Consider the following 18,462-nt stretch of genomic DNA (forward strand, 5'->3'; position numbering starts at 1 on the left):
TAAGAATGTATGGAATAGCCATACGGTACAGGGGAGAAAATAGGTATGACCATTATCCTTCATACTTCGAGGATAAATATGCAATAGCATCATACTGCATTAAAAATATGGTTCATATGGTGAAATGATTTTAACCTATAATAAGAAAAGGGGTTTTTAACCATGGCAGAAAAAACTTTTACCATTATTGATGAAGCAGGAATCCATGCACGTCCTGCAACTATCCTAGTAAATACAGCGAATAAATTTAGTTCAGATGTTAGTCTGGCATATAACGGAAAAAGTGTTAACCTAAAATCAATCATGGGTGTTATGTCACTAGGCGTTGCAAAAGGGGCAGAGGTAACTGTAACTGCTACAGGTGCTGATGAAGAAGATGTGATTAATGCACTAACTGAAACAATGAAAGAAAATAAATTAATTGGCTAATAAGGTCAAAGATAAAGCAGTATAATAGGTCGGCCTATTATACTGCTTTTTTATTTATAGGATAAGAATCATTTATATATAGGACTATTATCGTGTGCTTTTAACTTGAAAGTAGTAATAGTATAATGAAGCAAACAGTTTCTTAAAAAGGAGAATAGAATGTCTGAAAATCAACAACTAATAAGCAGGCTAAAAGATTCAATCCAACAGGTGTGGAAAAAAGCCGGTTTTTCACAGCCAACCTCGATTCAGTCCTATGCCATTCCGCACATCCTGGAGAAAAAGGATGTGATTGCCCAGTCACCGACCGGTACGGGAAAGACATTAGCGTATTTGCTGCCGGTATTGAATATGATTGATGCGGAGAACAAAGCGGTGCAGGCAGTCATTCTTGCATCATCCCAAGAACTTGTCATGCAAATCTTAGATGAAATCCAAAAGTGGGCAGAAGGCAGTGGAATTAGATGTGCATCTTTTATCGGTGGAGCAAATGTAAAGCGGCAGCTGGAAAAATTAAAAAAACATCCTCACATTGCTGTTGGTACTCCAGGCCGGGTGCATGAGCTAATTAAACAAAAAAAGCTAAAAATGCATGAAGTGAAAATGGTTGTCCTTGATGAAGGTGACCAGCTGTTGGTACCTGAGCATACCGATACTGTCCAACAGATTGTGAAATCAACCTTAAGTGATCGACAAGTGGTTCTTTTTTCAGCAACCTTGCCGGATTCGATTGTCAGTATCGCAAAAGAACTTACAAATCATGCAGAAATCATTTCTGTGAAAAAGGATGAAACCATTAATGCTGAAAAAGTAAATCATATTTATTTTTTCAGTGAACAACGGGATAAAATTAAATTGCTCGAGAAAATTTCCCGTTTAAAAGCGCTAAAAGCGCTTGTGTTTGTCAAAGATATTGGGAATTTAACCGTTATCGCTGAAAAGCTGCAATTTAAGAAAATAAACGTCAGTATTCTTCATAGCGATTTAAATAAAATGGAACGTCAAAAGGCATTACGGAATTTTCGCGACGGAAAAACATCGATGCTAATCTCGACAGATGTGGCAGCAAGGGGACTCGATATTGAAGGCATTACACATGTCGTTCATTACGATTTCCCAAAGGATCTTAATCAATATGTTCACCGCTCAGGGAGAACAGGAAGATTTGGTGCAGCCGGGACGGTTATTTCTCTTGTGACAGAAAGGGAAGAGCGTGACTTGAAAAAGTTTGCAAAGGAAATAGGTGTCCGTGCTGAACTCAAAAGATTCCATGGTGAAGGTATCGTTGAAGGTAAATCCACTCCGATAAAACGTAAGGATGCTCATCCCCGCATAAAGTCATAAAAACAAGTCATACTACCACTGTAAGCTGATTCTAAAAGGAGTGGTAGGTAATGGGAAGAACGAAACGCGGAAATGCAAATGCACAGCGTAATAAAAATAAAAAAGAAGCGAATCGTACAAGTGAAGAATTAGTTGAATTTCAAACTGGAACGAAAGAGCGTGGAGCAAGACCGACATTAGATTAACAATAAAAAAACAAGGCATCCTTGGGGGATACCTTGTTTTTTTATTGTTAATTGTTATTCAATCCGTCGCAGCGGTTTATTCGTTGGTCCTTCAATGACCTCTCCATCATAAGAATAGCGGGAGCCATGGCATGGGCAATCCCATGTCCTGTCCCCATGGTTCCATTCACATTCACAACCGAGATGCGTGCAGGTGGTGTCAACAATATGCAATTTACCCTCATGATCTCGATAGGCACCAGCCCGCTCACCATTAAACATAACGGGAGCACCTTCATCATTTTTTAAATCATTTGGATCTGTTGGCAAATACTGAAGCTTTCCTTTTAACAGATGTCCTGCTACATCTGTATTAATGCTGATAAACTTTTTTATTGTAGGATCTGACTTCTTAGGACGGGTTGGTGAGAAGAGATCCCGATAAGGATTTTCCTTTTCGAGAATCGTGTCCGCCAAAAGCATGGCGGCCGTCGTGCCGTTCGTCATTCCCCATTTGCGATAACCAGTTGCAATGAGAATATTCGGCTTTTGAACGGTTATTGACCCAATATAAGGAATTTTATCAAGTGTAATTAAATCCTGGGTACTCCAGCGATATGAATACTCTTCAATTCCAAATGTCTTATTAGCAAATTCCTCTAAAGCTAGATAATGTGATAAAGTATCCGGACCCTGGCCTGTTTGATGATTATCACCGCCTACCAAAATAAGCGGCTCACCGTTAACAGGTGTATACCGTATAGAGCGAACTGGATTTTTATCAACACTTACATACATTCCGCCCGGGTATGGCTTTTTCGCTTTAATGCCAATCACATAGGAGCGTTCAGGATACATTCTCGTAAAATAAAGACCCTCTTTATCAAAAAATGGAAAGTGCGTGGCGATGATCACATATTTACAGGATACCCGGTTACCGTCTCTTGTGATAACTTTTGGAATATCATTTTCTTCTTCAATATCTGTTGCAGTTGTTTGTTCAAAAAGGAGACCGCCTTTTTCCGTAAAATCAATTGCAAGCTGTTTTAAGTATTTCAACGGATGAAACTGGGCCTGACCTTTCATGGAAAGAGCGTTTTTTATTTGAATGTCAAACGGTATTGAGGTATGAAGATTACCGGTGATGCCCAATTTTTTATAGGCTTCTGCCTCTTTTTGTACTTTATTGGCATATTCATCCGTTATGGCATAGATAAAGGCATCCTCTTCACTAAAATCACAATCGATGTTTTTCTCCTGAATGGTTTTCTTAACAAAGTTCAAGGCATCATCTGCTGACTGATAGTAAAGTTTTGCCATTTCTTCACCGAAATGTGCAATCAATTCATCGTAAATCAGCCCATGCTGGGCAGTTATTTTGGCAGTCGTATGACCTGTCGTGCCGTTTAAAATGTTCCCTGCTTCGAGTATCGCAACGTTTAAGCCCTCTTTCTTTAACAGGTATCCTGCAGTAATACCTGTAATACCTCCGCCAACAATGGCTACATCAACTGAGATATCCTTAGTTAGTTTTTCAGCAGTCGGCAGGGAAACTTCCCGCCAATATGGCTCTGGAAACTGCGGCATTGAATGGGATGAAGCTGTCATTGGAAATTCCTCCTGTTATTACATATATAGTTAATTTTTCCAACCAACAGCAGTTGTATGCACACTACCACACTCAAATTTACATTACCGCCGTGAAGAGGGGCATCTTCATCGCATTACCGCATTGGGGGCCTGTCCCCCAATGCGGCAGTGCGTTAATGTGCTGATAAATGTGGTTTTTTTGGATAAAATTTCACGGGTTTGACATGATAAGGGGTGATGGAGGTTTGGTTTATATTGGGATTAAGTCTTTAAATGAGGAGAGAAAATGGTTACTTTTGCATTTTTGGCTGTATTTTTTTTGTTAGGCAGTGTGATTGTTTTGATTGATATCATTTTATTAGACCAATCATTTATGGAAGTTTTAAGGAATATGTTTTATTTTCAGCTTATCCAAGACAGAGTGATTCTCTACTCAACCTGTATAGTCGGTTTTATATGGGCAGTTGTCGTGGATATTCGAATCAGAAGAAAAAAGGGAAACCACAAGGAACGACTTTCTCAAAAAAGAATGAAATGATTAATTACTGGTGTTCCTTCTATATAGAGGATGTGTTTCTACATGGAAAAGGAAAATTTATCACTAGCTCAATTATTAGCATTGATATACATTTTTTTACTAGGCAGTGCCATTATCATGGGAGCTGGTACAGAATTAAGGCAAAATTCTTGGATTGCCATCGCAATCGCTACTGTACTGGGGACGGGCATCATGTATGGCTTTTACACTTTGAACAGGCTGCTTCCGAATCGTAATCTATTTGAAATCATGGAGTATGGTTTTACAAGGCCAATTGCTATTTTTATCTCCGTTTTCTATATCATTTATTTTCTATATATTTCTTCGCGATTGAACCGTGATTTTTCAGAATTGATCTCAACCGCGATTCTCCCCCTTACTCCGATTGAATTGATTTCTCTAACCGTTATGCTCGTCATTATCTATATTTTATATCTAGGGATTGAAGTGCTGGCAAGGGTATCTGAAATTTTTTTCCCGTATTTGATAGGATTTATATTTTTACTTATCATCCTTTTATTTGCCAGTGGCAGAATTAATTTTGAAAACGCACAGCCAATTCTTGGGGATGGATTCATGCCGGTTATTAAGGGAATATTTCCTGGATTGATTACCTTTCCTTTCGGTGAATTGATTGTTTTTACTGTGATCCTGTCAAGTGTAACCCTTTTCAAAAAGGCTAAAAAAGTGGTCCTACTAGGAGTCATTTTTGCCGGCTTTTCCCTTGCCTTCGCAACGATTATTATGCTGATGGCCTTAGGCGCAGATACAATGGAGTTTTCGGCTTTTCCATTGCTGTCAGCGGCAAGGAAAATCTCCATTGCCAATTTTATTGAACGTACAGATGCACTTGTCGTCTTTATTATGTTGTTAGGTATTTTGGTCAAAAGTTCCATTTTCTTTTATGCGAGTTTAAAAGGAATTGAATATATCTTTCGTATCCCATACCGATATTTTACTTTTCCAATTGGGATGCTTGTATCCTGTTATTCAATTTGGGTGTCAGCCAATTTCGCTGAACATGTGGAGGAGGGCTTAGTATTTGTTACACGTTATCTTCATCCGCCCATGCAGTTTGGCATTCCCGCCATGCTGTTAGGGGTCTGTCTTTTGAAAAGAAAAAAGCGGCAAAAGACAAATGAAAATTCAACTACAGGCTAATTAAAAATCAGACTATCGAAACGGGGTGAGATGTTGACTTCAGAAAAACCATTTGTCCGGGTTAGACGGAAGCTAAAAGAGGCAAAGAATCACGCTACCAGCCAAGATAAAAAATCATTGCTGGTAGAAGATGAATGTAATCCTGTCCATGAACTAAAAGAGTATATTCTCAGCTCTTTTGGACAAACAGCTGACTTAATTATGGAGAATGTGAAAATAGCTGAAAACGAGGGAATGTTATTTTATCTAGACAGTGCGATTGACAAGAGCCAATTACAACAAACCTTATTGAACAAACATACGTATCAGCCAAATTCTCACTTTGATTTAAAGACTGAAGAGGGGATTAGAAATTATTGTGAGCAAATGTTTGGCGGCGCAGGTTATAAACTTGTTCAAACAGCAGACGAAGTGATTAAAGAAATGTTAAATGGCAGTTTCACCATTGCTTTCAAAAGCTTTCCTCTATTTATTTGTATTGGAATGCCCAATTCAAACCTGCGGCAAGTGACTGAGCCAACTTCACAGACCGTTATTAGAGGGCCTAAAGATAGTTTTGTCGAAGCTTCATCCATTAATCTAACCCTTATACGAAGAAGAATTAGAAATGCGAATCTTCGTTTTGAGGAATTTCATATTGGTAACGAAACAAAAACCCAGGTTTATATTGGCTATATGAATAAAATTGCCAATGAAAAAATTGTAGAGGAAGTACGAAAAAGACTTACCAACATAAATGTTTCGGCGATTTTTGAATCAGGAAATATTGAGGAACTAATTGTCGATAAAACATTAACGGTATTTCCATTAGCCTTTAATACGGAGCGCCCGGATACAGTAGCTGGGCAAATACTGGAAGGGAAAATTTGTATTATTGTCGACGGTACCCCGTTTGCCTTACTTGTACCGGCAGTTTTTACCGACTTTTTTATTTCCTCAGAGGATTATTATCATCATTATTCGATATCGAGTTTTCTTCGATTGATCAGATATATTTCCTTTATGATCGTCCTGATCGTTCCTTCTGCATATGTCGGAATATTAACCTACCATGCAGAATTAGTGCCCACCCAGCTGTTGATTAAAATAATGGCTCAGCGTGAGGGGGTACCGTTTCCGGCGGTTGTTGAAGTGTTAATTATGGAATTTACCTTTGAAATATTAAGGGAGGCAGGAATTAGAATGCCGAGAGCTGTCGGGCAGACGGTTTCTATTGTCGGAGCGCTTGTGATTGGGCAGGCAGCCGCAGAAGCAGGGCTTATTTCCAACCTTATGGTCATCATTGTGGCCATTACGGCAACTGCTAATTTCGTAGCTCCTGTCTATAGTCTATCGGCAGCGACAAGAATCTTAAGGCTAATCTTAATTCCAATAGCCGGTTTTTTAGGGCTTTATGGGGTTTTGCTTGGCTTAGTCGTGATGGTTGCCCATTTAGCTTCTTTAAGATCATTTGGTGTGCCATATTTGGCACCGATTGCACCTCTTAGCATAAAGGACCAAAGGGATGTATTTATTCGCTTTCCATATTGGGGAATGAGAAGAAGGCCGAGTTATTTACGGACAGCTGAACCTATTAAGCAACAGAAGACAGGCTCCAATACCCCTCCTGATATGCAAAGGAGGAATGATGGATGAAAAAGAAAGGTTTATGTTTTGTATTATTGTTTCATTTGCTGTTTTTAGCTGGCTGCTGGGATCAAAGAGAGCTTTCACTGGTATCAATGGCAATAGGAATGGCGGTTGATGTAGGAGAAAATAGCCTATATAAAATAACCATAGAGGCAATTAATCCGGCCGAACTCAATGAACAAACAGCGAGCGGGAATGCACCTTCTGTTGTTTTCACCTTAGAAGGAAATACAATGGCGGAGATCGCGCATAAAATGAATATTGGCTTTTCGAAAGCCTTGATTTATTCCCATATGAAGACGGTTATCATCAGTAAAGCAATTGCAGAAAAAGGAATGCTGGAATTTATCGATTTTCTTGAACGAAATAGGGAAATAAGGGATGACTTTAATTTTATTATGGTGGATGAAGGCAAAGCTGCAGATGTATTAAAGGTTCTATATACCATTCAGAAATCCTCCTCATTAAAACTTACAAGACAGTTGAAAACTGGAGCACAGCTTTGGGGATCTGACCCTGATATCCGCTTAACTGACTTTATTAATGCTTTTACATCATCGGGACGCCAGCCAATCATGGCTGCTGTTCATATCAGCGGGGATCCTAAAAAAGGCGCAAGTATGGATAATCTGAAAAAATCTGAGCTAGATTCAGTCGTTGAAATCCATTCACTGGCCATGTTTCGAAATGAGAAATTAGTCGGCACCCTTCCGGTCGAAGAAACGAGAGATTACTTATGGACACAAAATAAGATCAAAACGACTATTGTTAGTGTACCATGTGGAAATGATAACTATTTGGCGCTAAGATTGATTCATTCGCGGACAAAAATAAAAGCGGATATTCAAAATGGAAAGCCGCATATTCAACTTTCGATAAGAGCAGAAGGCTATTTGAATGGAAACTTTTGCGGTCCATACCCGTTAAATGAATCAAGTACTTATTTAGAATTTGAAAAGAGAGCCGAAGACTATTTGAAAGAACGCATAAGCCATTTGATTAATATAGTTCAAAAGGACTATGGAGTGGATATTTTCGGTTTTGGTGAAGACTTAGAAAGGCAAAATCCGAAAAAATATAAAGAGTTTCAAAAAAATTGGGATGAAGCCTTTCAACAGGCACAAATAGATGTAGAAACAGATGTAAAAATAAGAAGGGCAGGCTTATCTTCAAAAGGACCTTTATTAAGAGAAAAATAATTTTATGTTAAGACATTCAAATGGTAGAGGGTATCAATAAGGAACTCTCTTTTTGATATTTTTGATAAAGAAAGAACCTTCTTAAAAATAGTGATAGAATTAAAGGATATGATACGAAAGAGTTTATTTTATTATGGGAAGGCAGTCGAAAATAGTGAATTTGAAACGAAAATTTTACACCAGACAAAGAAGCAAAATCGAAACATCAAAAGCAAAATTACACCTATCTATTAAACTTCTGCATTTACCTTCATCGATTTAGATGAACTGGAAGGTTATTACCAGGGAAATGGGAATTATCTATACTCACGTGTAAGCAATCCAAATACAGACGAGCTTGGTGAAGCCGTTGGAAGTGGCACCGGTCGGGGTTGCTTCATCTTCCGGTCTTTCCGCTATTTTAGCAGGCCTTTTAGCTGTTGTAAAAAGCGGCGACCATATTGTTGCTGCTGCTGCGTGATCACTCGTTGGTAAAGCATGTTTATTATCATTTTGAGCATGGGGAAAATGGCTTCGGTGCCATCGTTACAATAGAACTTCAGGAAACAGTTGATATCAATAAGTTTTTCCGCAAGCTTTCATGGGTAAAAATCGCGCCAACACTAGCAGGGGTTCAGACCATTGTTACACATCCTTTAACCACCTCACACCGGGCATTGCCGAGGGAGGCGCAGAAAGGGCTGGGAATAACAATGGGTCTCGTTCGTATTTCTGTAGGGATTGAAGCGGCAGAAGATATAATTGAAGTATTTTCACAAGCATTGGAAAATGCTTAATCCAAAACTAAGGAGAAATCCTTAGTTTTTTTATGTTCACAAAGAGTCTGAACTCGTCTACGGCTCAAGACCTATTTGAAAATACATTTTAGGTTCGTTATAGGAAATTCGTGAAAAAGGTAAGATGTAATCAAGAAAGGAGGCAACAAAAAATGAAAAAATTTGGGTTGCTTTTAGCTGGAGGTATCGCTGCAATTGTTTTACTGCACAATCTTGGACCGATGGTAGGGTTGGTGATTAGTCTTGCGATTCTCTACTTTGTCGTCAAACAATTCTTAAAGACTGATTCCATCTTAATGAAAATCGGTTGGGGTATCCTTGGTTTCGTTGCTTTAATGGCATCAGCCTCAAATGTCCCAGCAATTCTAGGAATTGCAGCTGTATACGTACTATATGTTGTTTATAAAAATTGGAATAAACCAAAGAACATCATCGAAAAAAGTGATGACCCGTTTGTCAATTTCGAAAAGCAATGGTCACAACTAAATAAATACTAAAAACACTTATAACAAAAGGAGAGATAAAAATGGCAAATTTATTTACCCGTTTAAAAAATACGATAATGGCAGATTTACATGAGGCGATTGATCATAAGGAACAAAAAAATCCAATTGCTCTTTTGAATCATTATTTACGTCAATGTGAACTGGAAACGGAAAAAGTCCGCAAGCTTTTGGAAAGACAGTATCGTTTGAAGGATGAATTTAACCATGAATACCAGCATGCTGCTGAGATGGCGTCAAAACGCAGATCTCAAGCAGAGGTTGCTTCCCAAGCAGGTGAAATAGAGCTTTATCAGTATGCTGCCAATGAACAGCAGCATTTCGAGGAGCGTGCCTCGCGTATTAACGATCTGATGACTCAAGCAAACGTACAGCTTTCAGACCTGGAGCAAAAATATGAACTCATGAAGCACAAGCTTAAGGATATGAACATCCGCCGCTTGGAATTAATGGGCAGAGAAAATGTCACACGTGCCCAGCATAAAATGAATCAGGTTCTTGATAACCAAGCATACACCAATAGCTCTTACTCTCGTTTTCAGGAGATTGAAACATATCTAGACCGTTTAGAGCAAAATGTAAATCGTTCTTACTATCAAAACACAATCGATGAAAGAATTGCCCAGCTTGAAAAACAAAATCAAACATTGAAGCAGGATAAAGAAGAAACAAGTTCAATTTCATAAGAGAAACTGTTATTCTAAAAAGGCGTAGGTATCTGCGCCTTTTTAGAAACATCAGGACAAAAGATAGATGTCTAGCTCAAGAAGCCATCGGCTCGAGTCATAAGATAATCCGTCAAGGAGGTTAAAGAACAACCTCCATGCCGGCTCGTCTTATGCAGTCGCCGAAAAGCGGGCGGCTTCCCCTTTTCGATATTCCTATCATAACAAGAAGGGAGGAATACAGTTGCTGAAAAAATTAAAAAGTGACTATCTTAGCTGGATTGTTTTAATTGGTGCCTTTTTTGTTTTATTAGATGTATTTTTCTTTAACCGCGGCTTAATATTCTCCCTTATTGTTGCGATAGGAATGGTGTACTTAGGGAGAAAGCGAATGCCGAAAAAAACTGGAAAACTTTTGTTTTGGGCAGGACTTTTTCTATTGTTTGTCAATGTAATTAGCATGATTGCGGTTAAGTTCTTCTTGATGGCGCTGCTTTGCTTCTTAATTTTTCAATATGCAAACAGAAAGCAGAAGCAGCATACCATTATCCCGATTATGAACGAACACCATGATAACGACGGTCTTCGCGGTGAGACGATCATGAAAGAACAGCCTCTTTTTCAAAACCGCTTATTTGGTCATCAACGAACACCAGATCATGTGTATGAATGGAATGATGTGAATATACAATGTGGTGTTGGAGATAGTCTGATCGATTTAAGTAATACGGTATTGCCAAAAGGTGAGTCTATCATTTTTATCCGTAACATTATGGGAAAAGTAACGGTCCTCATCCCATATGATGTAGAGGTGAGTATTCATCATTCTGTCTTTTTTGGCTCGGCAAGAATTTTAGATTTTTACGAAACATCTTTAGTCAATCGATTAATAAATGTCGAGACGTCAAATTATGAACAAACAGATCAGAAGGTGAAGATTTTCACTTCAATGTTGATTGGTGATATTGAGGTGAAACGCGTATGAGCATTATTTTACGTCATGTTCTCATCGGTACGTGTCTGTCTCTGTTCATCTTCATCTTTGTGACAGGTGAAACGTTTACTGTTTTTCCGCTTTTAAACTGGAGTGATTTATGGGAACGAGATGTCTTGGATATCCCCTTTATATTATTTGTTCCAAGTGTCAGTATTGTGATTGGTATCACGTTTGGTGCTTTTTCAGGTCTTTATTGGCGAAAACAGCTCCAGGCGATTGACGAACAGCTCCATCAGATTGAGGAAGGAAGACCACTTGAAAAGGATCGTGCTCCATCATCAACTGAATTGGAATCCATCACAAAACGGATGGGGAAAATTCAAAGACAAATCGCCGAGCAGGCAAAGGTTTCACAGAGGTTAGCAACCGAGGCTGCTGAAGAACAGGAAAGCCGGATTCAGGAAATCATATCTCAGGAACGTAACCGCCTTGCCCGTGAATTGCACGATTCAGTCAGTCAGCAGCTGTTTGGCGCTTCGATGCTGATGTCCGCCATCAATGAAGGAAAGACAAGAGCAGACGACCGCGAAACAAAGCAGCTGAAAATAGTAGAAGAAATGATTCATCAATCACAGCTTGAAATGCGGGCATTGCTTCTTCATTTACGGCCTGTGGCATTAAAAGGAAAATCACTGCAGGAAGGAATAGAGGAATTACTCATCGAATTAACTCAGAAGGTGAGTATGAACATAAAATGGAAAATAGAAGATTTTTCTGTTGAAAAAGGCGTTGAGGATCACTTATTTCGTATTTTGCAGGAATCTGTTTCGAACACGCTTCGCCATGCAAAAGCTAGCCACCTCGAGGTACTGCTGATTAGAAGAGATGGTTTTATTATTTTAAGAGTGTCAGATGATGGCATTGGGTTTGATATAGATGAAAACAAGGCCGGTTCCTACGGTCTGCACAATATGCATGACCGGGCCGTTGAAATCGGAGGCAATTTAAAAATTGTCTCGTTAAAAAATAAAGGAACCCGGCTTGAAGTCAAAATTCCTGTAATTGAAGGTGAGGATAATGATTAGAGTATTATTTGTTGATGATCATGAAATGGTGAGAATTGGAGTTTCCTCTTATTTGGCTGCCCAGCCGGATATGGAAGTAGTTGGGGAAGCTGATAATGGAAAAATAGCGATTGAGTTAGCCCTTTCTCTTAAACCGGATATTATTTTAATGGACTTAGTTATGAAGGAAATGGATGGAATTGAAGCGACAAGGCAAATTATTGCCAAATGGCCGGAAGCGAAAATCATTATTGTCACAAGCTTTATCGATGATGAAAAGGTGTATCCTGCCCTTGAAGCAGGTGCCACAAGCTATATGCTGAAGACGTCAAAGGCCAGTGAGATTGCCGATGCCGTACGTTCTACATACAGTGGTCAATCGATTTTAGAACCAGAAGTGACCGGGAAAATGATGATGAAAATGCGCCAGAAAAACCACTATGAACTACATGAGGATTTAACAAGCAGGGAAATGGAAATTCTTCTCCACATGGCCGAAGGTAAAAGCAATCAAGAAATCGCAGATGAGCTATTTATCGCTTTAAAAACGGTCAAAACTCATGTAAGTAATATACTCAGTAAGCTACAGGTACAAGACCGAACTCAAGCTGTCATTTATGCGTTTAAACATTCACTTGTCAAATAAAGGGCTGCCGATAGGCAGTCCTTTTTTACTGAAAATCCATCGATAATTTCTATAGATTATGTCTTATTTTTGAATACGATTTGTCATATTTGTGAACATGTGAACAAATGTGATGAAGTGTGACGAACCTCACAAATTTTTTAGGGGGAAAACCAGTAATATATAAACATAAAGACGAGATTGTGATTAATTGAACAAATAACATGGGGGGTTGTAACAATGAATAACAAGAAGCTAGTGATGATTGGTAACGGTATGGCAGGAATTAGAACATTAGAGGAGCTTTTAAAACTAGCTCCAAATATGTATGATATAACAGTTTTCGGGAAAGAGCCTCATCCAAATTATAACCGGATTCAATTATCCACTGTTCTTCAGGGTGGTACAACCATTAAAGATATTATTATGAATGATTGGAACTGGTATAGTGATAACGGAATTACGCTTTACACCGGTGAAGAGATTGTAAAAATAGATACAGTAAATAAACAAGTAGTGTCTAATCAGGGACGGGTAACAGATTATGATGAATTAATCATTGCTACCGGCTCAAGCTCATTTATTTTGCCGATTCCTGGCTCTGATAAACAGGGGGTTACCGGATTCCGCGATATCAAGGATTGCGAAACGATGATTGAAGCTGCTAAAACACACAAGAAAGCGGTTGTCATCGGCGGTGGATTATTGGGTCTTGAGGCAGCACGCGGTTTGTTAAATCTAGGCATGGAAGTGGATGTTGTCCATCTAATGCCATATTTAATGGAAAGACAGCTTGATCCTGCTGCCTCAAAAATGCTTGAAAAAGAGCTTGGGGTACAAGGCATGAACTTTCTAATGGAAAAAGCTACAGCTGAAATTCTTGGCGATGAAAGAGTAACAGGACTTAGCTTTAAGGACGGTACAACAGTATCAGCTGACCTTGTTGTAATGGCAGTAGGAATTAAACCAAACGTTGGACTTGCAAAAGAAAGCGGACTTCAGGTTAACCGTGGGATTGTTGTTAATGATTTTATGGAAACAAGTATTGCAAATGTGTATGCAGTCGGTGAATGTGCCGAGCATCGTGAAATTGTCTATGGTTTAGTTGCGCCGTTATATGAACAAGGAAAGGTATTGGCTGGTTTTCTTGCTGGAAAAATGCCAGAACCATATCAAGGCTCAATTGTCGGCACGCAATTAAAAGTATCTGGTGTAGATTTATTTTCTGCCGGTGAAATTATGGACGATGACTCAACGAAGGCCATTAAAGTTCACAATGAATTTGATGGTGTCTACAAAAAGGTATTAATTCGTGATAATCATATCGCAGGTGTCGTTCTTTACGGTGATACAAAAGACAGCACTCGATTATTCCGCATGCTGAATAAAAAAGAAGATATCAGCGGCTTGACAAGTGTCTCCATTCTTTCCTCAGGCTGTGACGGGCATGCTTCCAATGATGTTGCTGCTATGGCTGATGATGACCTTGTCTGCGGCTGTAACGGAGTCTCAAAGGGAACGATTGTCAATGCAATTAAGGAAAACGGTCTAACAACCGTAGAAGAAGTAGGCGGCTGTACTAATGCAGGTCGTTCCTGTGGACGCTGTAAATCACTTATTTCCGATATTTTAGCACTTACGCTTGGCGATGAATATGATAAATCTGCAAAAAAAGCAGGCATCTGCGGTTGCACACACTTAAGCAGGGACGAGGTTGTAGCTCAAATTAAAGAAAAAGGCCTAACAAGTGTAAAAGAAGTGATGAACGTTTTAGGGTGGAGAAATGAAGAAGGCTGCTCAAAATGCCGTCCAGCGATTAATTATTACCTTGGAATGATTAATGTGGAGAATCATCAGGATGATCGTGACTCACGTCTTGTAAATGAAAAAATGCATGCCAATATTCAAAAGGATGGTACGTATACTGTCGTTCCAAGAATGTATGGCGGTGTAACAAACGCAAAGGATTTGAAAACGATCGCTGAAGTAGCAGAAAAGTATGATGTGCCGCTCGTTAAACTAACAGGCGGTCAGCGAATTGGTTTATTCGGCGTGAAGAAAGAAGATCTTCCAAGCATGTGGGAAGACCTTGGAATGCCATCAGGGTATGCATATGGTAAAACACTTCGAACTGTAAAAACTTGCGTTGGAGCCAAATTCTGCCGCTACGGTACACAGGATTCAATGGGACTTGGTATTGAGCTTGAGAAGAAATTCGAACGCCTTGACACACCGCATAAGGTAAAAATGGGTGTATCCGGATGTCCACGTAACTGTGCCGAGGCAGGAATTAAGGATATCGGCTTTGTCGGTGTAGACGGAGGCTGGGAAATTTATGTCGGCGGTAATGGTGGTACGGACCTTCGTGCCGGTGATTTATTAGGCAAGGTTGAAACAGAAGCGGAAGTAATGGAGCTTACAGGTGCTTATCTGCAATACTATCGTGAAACATCAGAGTACCTGGAGCGTACATCTAAATGGCTTGAGCGTGTTGGACTTGAGCATATCAAAGAAGTATTGGCGGATGAAGAAACACGAAAAGCATTAAATGAGCGTATGGATAAGACACTTGAGCGATATATTGAACCATGGCAGGAAGCGATTCAAAGTAAGGAAATTAGAGACAAGTATTATACAAAAGAGGAAATTGAAGTTCCGGTAAGATAATAAGAAAATGAGAAATTGACAAAATATAAGAGATAAGGTGGACAAAAGACGATGACAACTAAAGTTGAAATAGCAAACTTTTCCATTCTTCCGGAAAGAACAGGCAAGGTATTTGCAATTGAAGGAAAGGAAATTGTTCTTTTTCAGTTAACAAATGGTGATGTACATGCCGTTGAGAACCGCAGTCCACATCCTAAAGGCGGGACACTTGTAGATGGACTTGTCAGTGGAGAATATGTATTTTGTCCAGTATATGACTGGAAAATCTCGCTTATAGATGGTAAAGTGCAGGAACCTGACACAGGACAGGTAAAAGTTTATCCTGTAGAAGTATCTGATGACAAAGTCTATATAATTGTGTAATGTAAAAAGAGTAAAAAAAGCAGAGGGTGTCATAAATGACACCCTCCTTTGTATCATTGTATTTTGGAAGGATGACCGTATGTGAACAAAGGAAAAGTGTTTTTAGTTGGCGCAGGACCGGGAGATATTGGGTTAATTACCGTAAAGGGGCTGGAAGCAATCAAGCAGGCAGAAGTCATTCTATATGACCGCCTGGCAAATCCAAAGTTACTGGATTTTGCACCATTTGGCTGTGAACTGATTTATTGCGGTAAACTGCCTGATCGTCATACATTGAGGCAGGAAGGGATTAACAGCCTATTAGTTGATAAAGCATTGCAAGGGAAAAGGGTTGTCCGCTTAAAAGGAGGGGATCCCGGTGTTTTTGGACGCGTAGGCGAGGAAGCTGAAGTGTTAGCCAGTGAAGGAATTGAGTTTGAAATGGTACCGGGAATTTCCTCAGGAATGGCGGCTCCGCTTTATGCCGGTATTCCGGTAACGCATAGACAATTTGGGGAAACCTTTGCGGTTGTGACAGCTCACGATCAGTCTAAAGATGGAAAGCCTGTTCTTGATTGGAAAGCACTTGCGAGCGGAATAGATACGATTGCCTTTTATATGGGGGTAAAAAACCTGCCTTATATTTGCCAATGCATGATAGAAAATGGCAAAGCACCGGAAACACCTGTTATTCTTATTCAATGGGGTACCTTTTCGAGGCAAAAGACATTAGAAGGAACACTATCTACAATCGCAGCATTAGCAGCAGAGCAGCAGTTTAGTAACCCTGCGATTACGCTTGTTGGGGACATCATTTCATTACGTGAAAAAATTAACTGGTTTGAGAAAAAACCGTTATTTGGACGGCAGGTATTATTGGCCAGAACAGGCTACCAATCAAGCGGTTTGGCACAGGCTTTGACAGAGCAAGGGGCGGATGTGATTGAATTTCCTAAATGGAAAAATGCAGAAGTACCTGTAAATAATAATATTTTAAATAATCTTTCACACTACGAAGAGATTTTGTTCACTTCTGTTGAAAGTGTAGTTGAGTTTATTCAATTGTTAATGAAGGAAAAAATCGATATTCGAAGTTTAACCGCAGATTTATATGGATTATCAAACAAAACGGTCACTGCATTGCAGGAACGAGGCTTGCTGGCAGACATAACCGATCATCTTTTTCAACATGAAACCCTACTGGTTGTAGGAGACAGCCGGATTGCCCATAAATACAGGAACTGTGACCTGTTAATTACAAGCGAAAAAGTAGTGGATGAAACCTATTTACCAATTTTAAAAAGAATTCTTACTGATGCAAAGCCAGATAGTATTGTCTTTCCGAGTGCACAATCCATCAAAATGTATTTTGAAGAGGAATCCGTTGTGAAGCTATTCCCGCCTGAATTTCTGCAGGAAGTTAAGGTCATTTGTATGGGGGACCGGTCGGAAATGGCAGCGCAATTTTATGGAGTTGTGCCGGATGCAAAAGCAGAAACACCTACCAGGGAAGCTTTAATCGATACGATTATAAAGTGTTCTATCCAGGGCTAATGATTGAAGGTGACCATGTTGGATTATTATCCGATATATCTTAATTTAATGGATAAAAAAGCAGTTGTGATTGGTGGAGGAAAAGTAGCAGAGCGCAAGATTAAAGGTCTAATCGAGGCAAAAGCAGAAATAACCGTTGTCAGTCCTGCGCTGACCGAGAAACTCCATCATTACCATCTGCAGGGAACTATCACTTGGAAAAAGAAGATCTTTTCTGCTGATGATATTTCAGATGCTTTTTTAATTATTACAGCTGTAAATGATGCAAAAGTCAGTCTTGCCGTAAAAAAAGCTGCTAACCCTAACCAGTTGCTGAGTCTTGCAGATCACCCGGAGGAATCAAACTTTATTCTTCCATCAGTATACAAACAAGGGAAGCTGAATATCTCCATCTCTACTTCCGGTGCCAGCCCAATTCTTGCTAAAAAGATTAAGCAGAATCTCTCCAATCTATATGGCCCGGAATATAAGGATTATGTGGATTTTTTGTATAATTGCCGTAAATGGATCCTTCAGGAAATTCAAGATCCAGAGATGAAGAAATCATTATTATCTGCCATTACTGAACAGGACTTTTTAACCAGTACAGCTAGGGAAAAGGACTTCAAAGAAGTGCTGGAAAGTAGGACCAACCAATAACACGGTGCCTGACACCCTAAAACGACAATAGTCTTTTTAAGGTGTCAGGCACTGTGTTTTTTAGTAATTAAATTTGCAAATATATTTCACAATTTTCACACAAGTAACTGATACATTAATACTGGTTAACATTTCTTAAGGAGATGGAGCTAGTGACGAGATGGAGCCTCTTGTTTTCTGGAATGCTTTTGCTGGTATCTTTGGCTATACCTGTGAATACACTGGCAGCTGGAAGCCTCCAGAAACAAATTGATGCAATACCAAGTGGTGGAACGCTTGTACTTGATGCAGGTGTATATAAGGAATCATTAATTTTAACAAAACCAATGACAATAGAAGGGTCAGCTGGTACTATTATTTCAAGCTGCACGGAGGAGGACCCAGTTATCACGATTAATGGTGAAAAGGTTACAATAAAAAATTTGCAGGTAGAAAGTTGCAGCGAAGCAGAGGGAGCAGCAGCTATTGTTGTAAAAGGGAAGGAGCATACTTTAGAAAATCTCAGCATTACAGCTGTTCAATTTGGGATTAAATTAGATGAAGCAATGGCTACGACAATCTCTCAAGTTGAAATTAATGGACAAGGGAATAAAAATGGAATTGACCTATGGAAAGCCTCGGACAACCTCTATTGAT

Annotated in this window: 18 protein-coding genes and 1 pseudogene; 18 read left to right on the plus strand and 1 reads right to left on the minus strand. The window is 39.4% G+C overall.

Going from position 1 to position 18,462, the window contains the following annotated elements; genetic code table 11:
* Positions 1 to 162: 162 nt before the first annotated feature.
* From R4Z09_RS04530 to R4Z09_RS04540, 3 genes are all read left to right on the plus strand, one after another.
* Complete coding sequence (locus R4Z09_RS04530) at positions 163 to 429, plus strand: phosphocarrier protein HPr (RefSeq protein ID WP_338451177.1); 267 nt, start codon at positions 163 to 165, stop codon at positions 427 to 429.
* 159 nt (positions 430 to 588) lie between these two features.
* Entirely contained in the window at positions 589 to 1,773 is a 1,185-nt protein-coding gene (locus R4Z09_RS04535; RefSeq protein ID WP_338451178.1) for a DEAD/DEAH box helicase, read from the plus strand.
* A 50-nt stretch (positions 1,774 to 1,823) separates the two neighbouring features.
* Positions 1,824 to 1,958 (plus strand): hypothetical protein, encoded by a 135-nt coding sequence (locus R4Z09_RS04540; protein ID WP_263406651.1) that lies wholly within the window; start codon positions 1,824 to 1,826, stop codon positions 1,956 to 1,958.
* 54 nt (positions 1,959 to 2,012) lie between these two features.
* Here R4Z09_RS04540 and R4Z09_RS04545 read toward each other — a convergent pair whose 3' ends face one another.
* Positions 2,013 to 3,545: an FAD-dependent oxidoreductase gene (locus tag R4Z09_RS04545; protein WP_338451179.1), complete on the minus strand. Its 1,533-nt coding sequence runs from the start codon at positions 3,543 to 3,545 to the stop codon at positions 2,013 to 2,015.
* Between the two features lie 268 nt (positions 3,546 to 3,813).
* On the opposite strand from R4Z09_RS04545, the gene R4Z09_RS04550 reads away from it, so the two are divergent.
* The 15 genes and pseudogenes from R4Z09_RS04550 (at position 3,814) to R4Z09_RS04620 (ending at position 18,461) form a co-directional block, all read left to right on the plus strand.
* Positions 3,814 to 4,065 (plus strand): hypothetical protein, encoded by a 252-nt coding sequence (locus tag R4Z09_RS04550; protein ID WP_338451180.1) that lies wholly within the window; start codon positions 3,814 to 3,816, stop codon positions 4,063 to 4,065.
* Between the two features lie 42 nt (positions 4,066 to 4,107).
* Complete coding sequence (locus tag R4Z09_RS04555; protein WP_338451181.1) at positions 4,108 to 5,226, plus strand: GerAB/ArcD/ProY family transporter; 1,119 nt, start codon at positions 4,108 to 4,110, stop codon at positions 5,224 to 5,226.
* Between the two features lie 30 nt (positions 5,227 to 5,256).
* On the plus strand, positions 5,257 to 6,861 hold the full coding sequence (locus R4Z09_RS04560) for a spore germination protein (protein WP_422392246.1): 1,605 nt from the start codon (positions 5,257 to 5,259) through the stop codon (positions 6,859 to 6,861).
* Complete coding sequence (locus R4Z09_RS04565) at positions 6,858 to 8,054, plus strand: Ger(x)C family spore germination protein (protein WP_338451183.1); 1,197 nt, start codon at positions 6,858 to 6,860, stop codon at positions 8,052 to 8,054. Before R4Z09_RS04560 ends, R4Z09_RS04565 begins: the two co-directional genes overlap by 4 nt.
* A 108-nt stretch (positions 8,055 to 8,162) precedes the next feature.
* A pseudogene (locus R4Z09_RS04570) lies at positions 8,163 to 8,830 on the plus strand (PLP-dependent transferase).
* Between the two features lie 152 nt (positions 8,831 to 8,982).
* The gene (locus tag R4Z09_RS04575; RefSeq protein WP_338451184.1) at positions 8,983 to 9,327 is read left to right on the plus strand and encodes a flagellar basal body rod protein; all 345 of its coding nucleotides are present in this window, start codon (positions 8,983 to 8,985) and stop codon (positions 9,325 to 9,327) included.
* 29 nt (positions 9,328 to 9,356) lie between these two features.
* Positions 9,357 to 10,019 (plus strand): PspA/IM30 family protein, encoded by a 663-nt coding sequence (locus R4Z09_RS04580; RefSeq protein WP_338451185.1) that lies wholly within the window; start codon positions 9,357 to 9,359, stop codon positions 10,017 to 10,019.
* A gap of 223 nt (positions 10,020 to 10,242) precedes the next feature.
* Complete coding sequence (liaF, locus tag R4Z09_RS04585; RefSeq protein WP_338451186.1) at positions 10,243 to 10,983, plus strand: cell wall-active antibiotics response protein LiaF; 741 nt, start codon at positions 10,243 to 10,245, stop codon at positions 10,981 to 10,983.
* Positions 10,980 to 12,020 (plus strand): sensor histidine kinase, encoded by a 1,041-nt coding sequence (locus R4Z09_RS04590; RefSeq protein ID WP_338451187.1) that lies wholly within the window; start codon positions 10,980 to 10,982, stop codon positions 12,018 to 12,020. Before liaF ends, R4Z09_RS04590 begins: the two co-directional genes overlap by 4 nt.
* Positions 12,013 to 12,645, plus strand: a complete 633-nt coding sequence (locus R4Z09_RS04595) for a response regulator transcription factor (RefSeq protein ID WP_338451188.1) — start codon at positions 12,013 to 12,015, stop codon at positions 12,643 to 12,645. Before R4Z09_RS04590 ends, R4Z09_RS04595 begins: the two co-directional genes overlap by 8 nt.
* A gap of 219 nt (positions 12,646 to 12,864) precedes the next feature.
* Complete coding sequence (gene nirB / locus R4Z09_RS04600; RefSeq protein ID WP_338451189.1) at positions 12,865 to 15,291, plus strand: nitrite reductase large subunit NirB; 2,427 nt, start codon at positions 12,865 to 12,867, stop codon at positions 15,289 to 15,291.
* Between the two features lie 51 nt (positions 15,292 to 15,342).
* Positions 15,343 to 15,654 carry a nitrite reductase small subunit NirD gene (nirD, locus tag R4Z09_RS04605; protein ID WP_338451190.1) on the plus strand — a complete coding sequence of 104 codons (312 nt, stop codon included), beginning with the start codon at positions 15,343 to 15,345 and terminating at the stop codon, positions 15,652 to 15,654.
* A gap of 81 nt (positions 15,655 to 15,735) precedes the next feature.
* On the plus strand, positions 15,736 to 17,187 hold the full coding sequence (cobA, locus tag R4Z09_RS04610) for a uroporphyrinogen-III C-methyltransferase (RefSeq protein ID WP_338451191.1): 1,452 nt from the start codon (positions 15,736 to 15,738) through the stop codon (positions 17,185 to 17,187).
* A gap of 15 nt (positions 17,188 to 17,202) precedes the next feature.
* On the plus strand, positions 17,203 to 17,826 hold the full coding sequence (locus R4Z09_RS04615) for an NAD(P)-binding protein (protein WP_338451192.1): 624 nt from the start codon (positions 17,203 to 17,205) through the stop codon (positions 17,824 to 17,826).
* A gap of 152 nt (positions 17,827 to 17,978) precedes the next feature.
* Positions 17,979 to 18,461, plus strand: a complete 483-nt coding sequence (locus R4Z09_RS04620) for a hypothetical protein (RefSeq protein ID WP_338451193.1) — start codon at positions 17,979 to 17,981, stop codon at positions 18,459 to 18,461.
* Position 18,462: the final 1 nt, after the last annotated feature.

The sequence above is a fragment of the Niallia oryzisoli genome, assembly GCF_036670025.1.
In the GTDB taxonomy this organism is placed as follows: domain Bacteria; phylum Bacillota; class Bacilli; order Bacillales; family Cytobacillaceae; genus Bacillus_BD; species Bacillus_BD oryzisoli.

Excerpts from the sequence above, each read along its gene's own strand:
- R4Z09_RS04530 (WP_338451177.1), top strand. The coding sequence starts at position 163 with ATGGCAGAAAAAACTTTTACCATTATTGATGAAGCAGGAATCCATGCA.
- R4Z09_RS04535 (WP_338451178.1), top strand. The coding sequence starts at position 589 with ATGTCTGAAAATCAACAACTAATAAGCAGGCTAAAAGATTCAATCCAA.
- R4Z09_RS04540 (WP_263406651.1), top strand. The coding sequence starts at position 1,824 with ATGGGAAGAACGAAACGCGGAAATGCAAATGCACAGCGTAATAAAAAT.
- R4Z09_RS04545 (WP_338451179.1), bottom strand. The coding sequence starts at position 3,545 with ATGACAGCTTCATCCCATTCAATGCCGCAGTTTCCAGAGCCATATTGG.
- R4Z09_RS04550 (WP_338451180.1), top strand. The coding sequence starts at position 3,814 with ATGGTTACTTTTGCATTTTTGGCTGTATTTTTTTTGTTAGGCAGTGTG.
- R4Z09_RS04555 (WP_338451181.1), top strand. The coding sequence starts at position 4,108 with ATGGAAAAGGAAAATTTATCACTAGCTCAATTATTAGCATTGATATAC.
- R4Z09_RS04560 (WP_422392246.1), top strand. The coding sequence starts at position 5,257 with ATGTTGACTTCAGAAAAACCATTTGTCCGGGTTAGACGGAAGCTAAAA.
- R4Z09_RS04565 (WP_338451183.1), top strand. The coding sequence starts at position 6,858 with ATGAAAAAGAAAGGTTTATGTTTTGTATTATTGTTTCATTTGCTGTTT.
- R4Z09_RS04575 (WP_338451184.1), top strand. The coding sequence starts at position 8,983 with ATGAAAAAATTTGGGTTGCTTTTAGCTGGAGGTATCGCTGCAATTGTT.
- R4Z09_RS04580 (WP_338451185.1), top strand. The coding sequence starts at position 9,357 with ATGGCAAATTTATTTACCCGTTTAAAAAATACGATAATGGCAGATTTA.
- R4Z09_RS04590 (WP_338451187.1), top strand. The coding sequence starts at position 10,980 with ATGAGCATTATTTTACGTCATGTTCTCATCGGTACGTGTCTGTCTCTG.
- R4Z09_RS04595 (WP_338451188.1), top strand. The coding sequence starts at position 12,013 with ATGATTAGAGTATTATTTGTTGATGATCATGAAATGGTGAGAATTGGA.
- nirB (WP_338451189.1), top strand. The coding sequence starts at position 12,865 with ATGAATAACAAGAAGCTAGTGATGATTGGTAACGGTATGGCAGGAATT.
- nirD (WP_338451190.1), top strand. The coding sequence starts at position 15,343 with ATGACAACTAAAGTTGAAATAGCAAACTTTTCCATTCTTCCGGAAAGA.
- R4Z09_RS04615 (WP_338451192.1), top strand. The coding sequence starts at position 17,203 with ATGTTGGATTATTATCCGATATATCTTAATTTAATGGATAAAAAAGCA.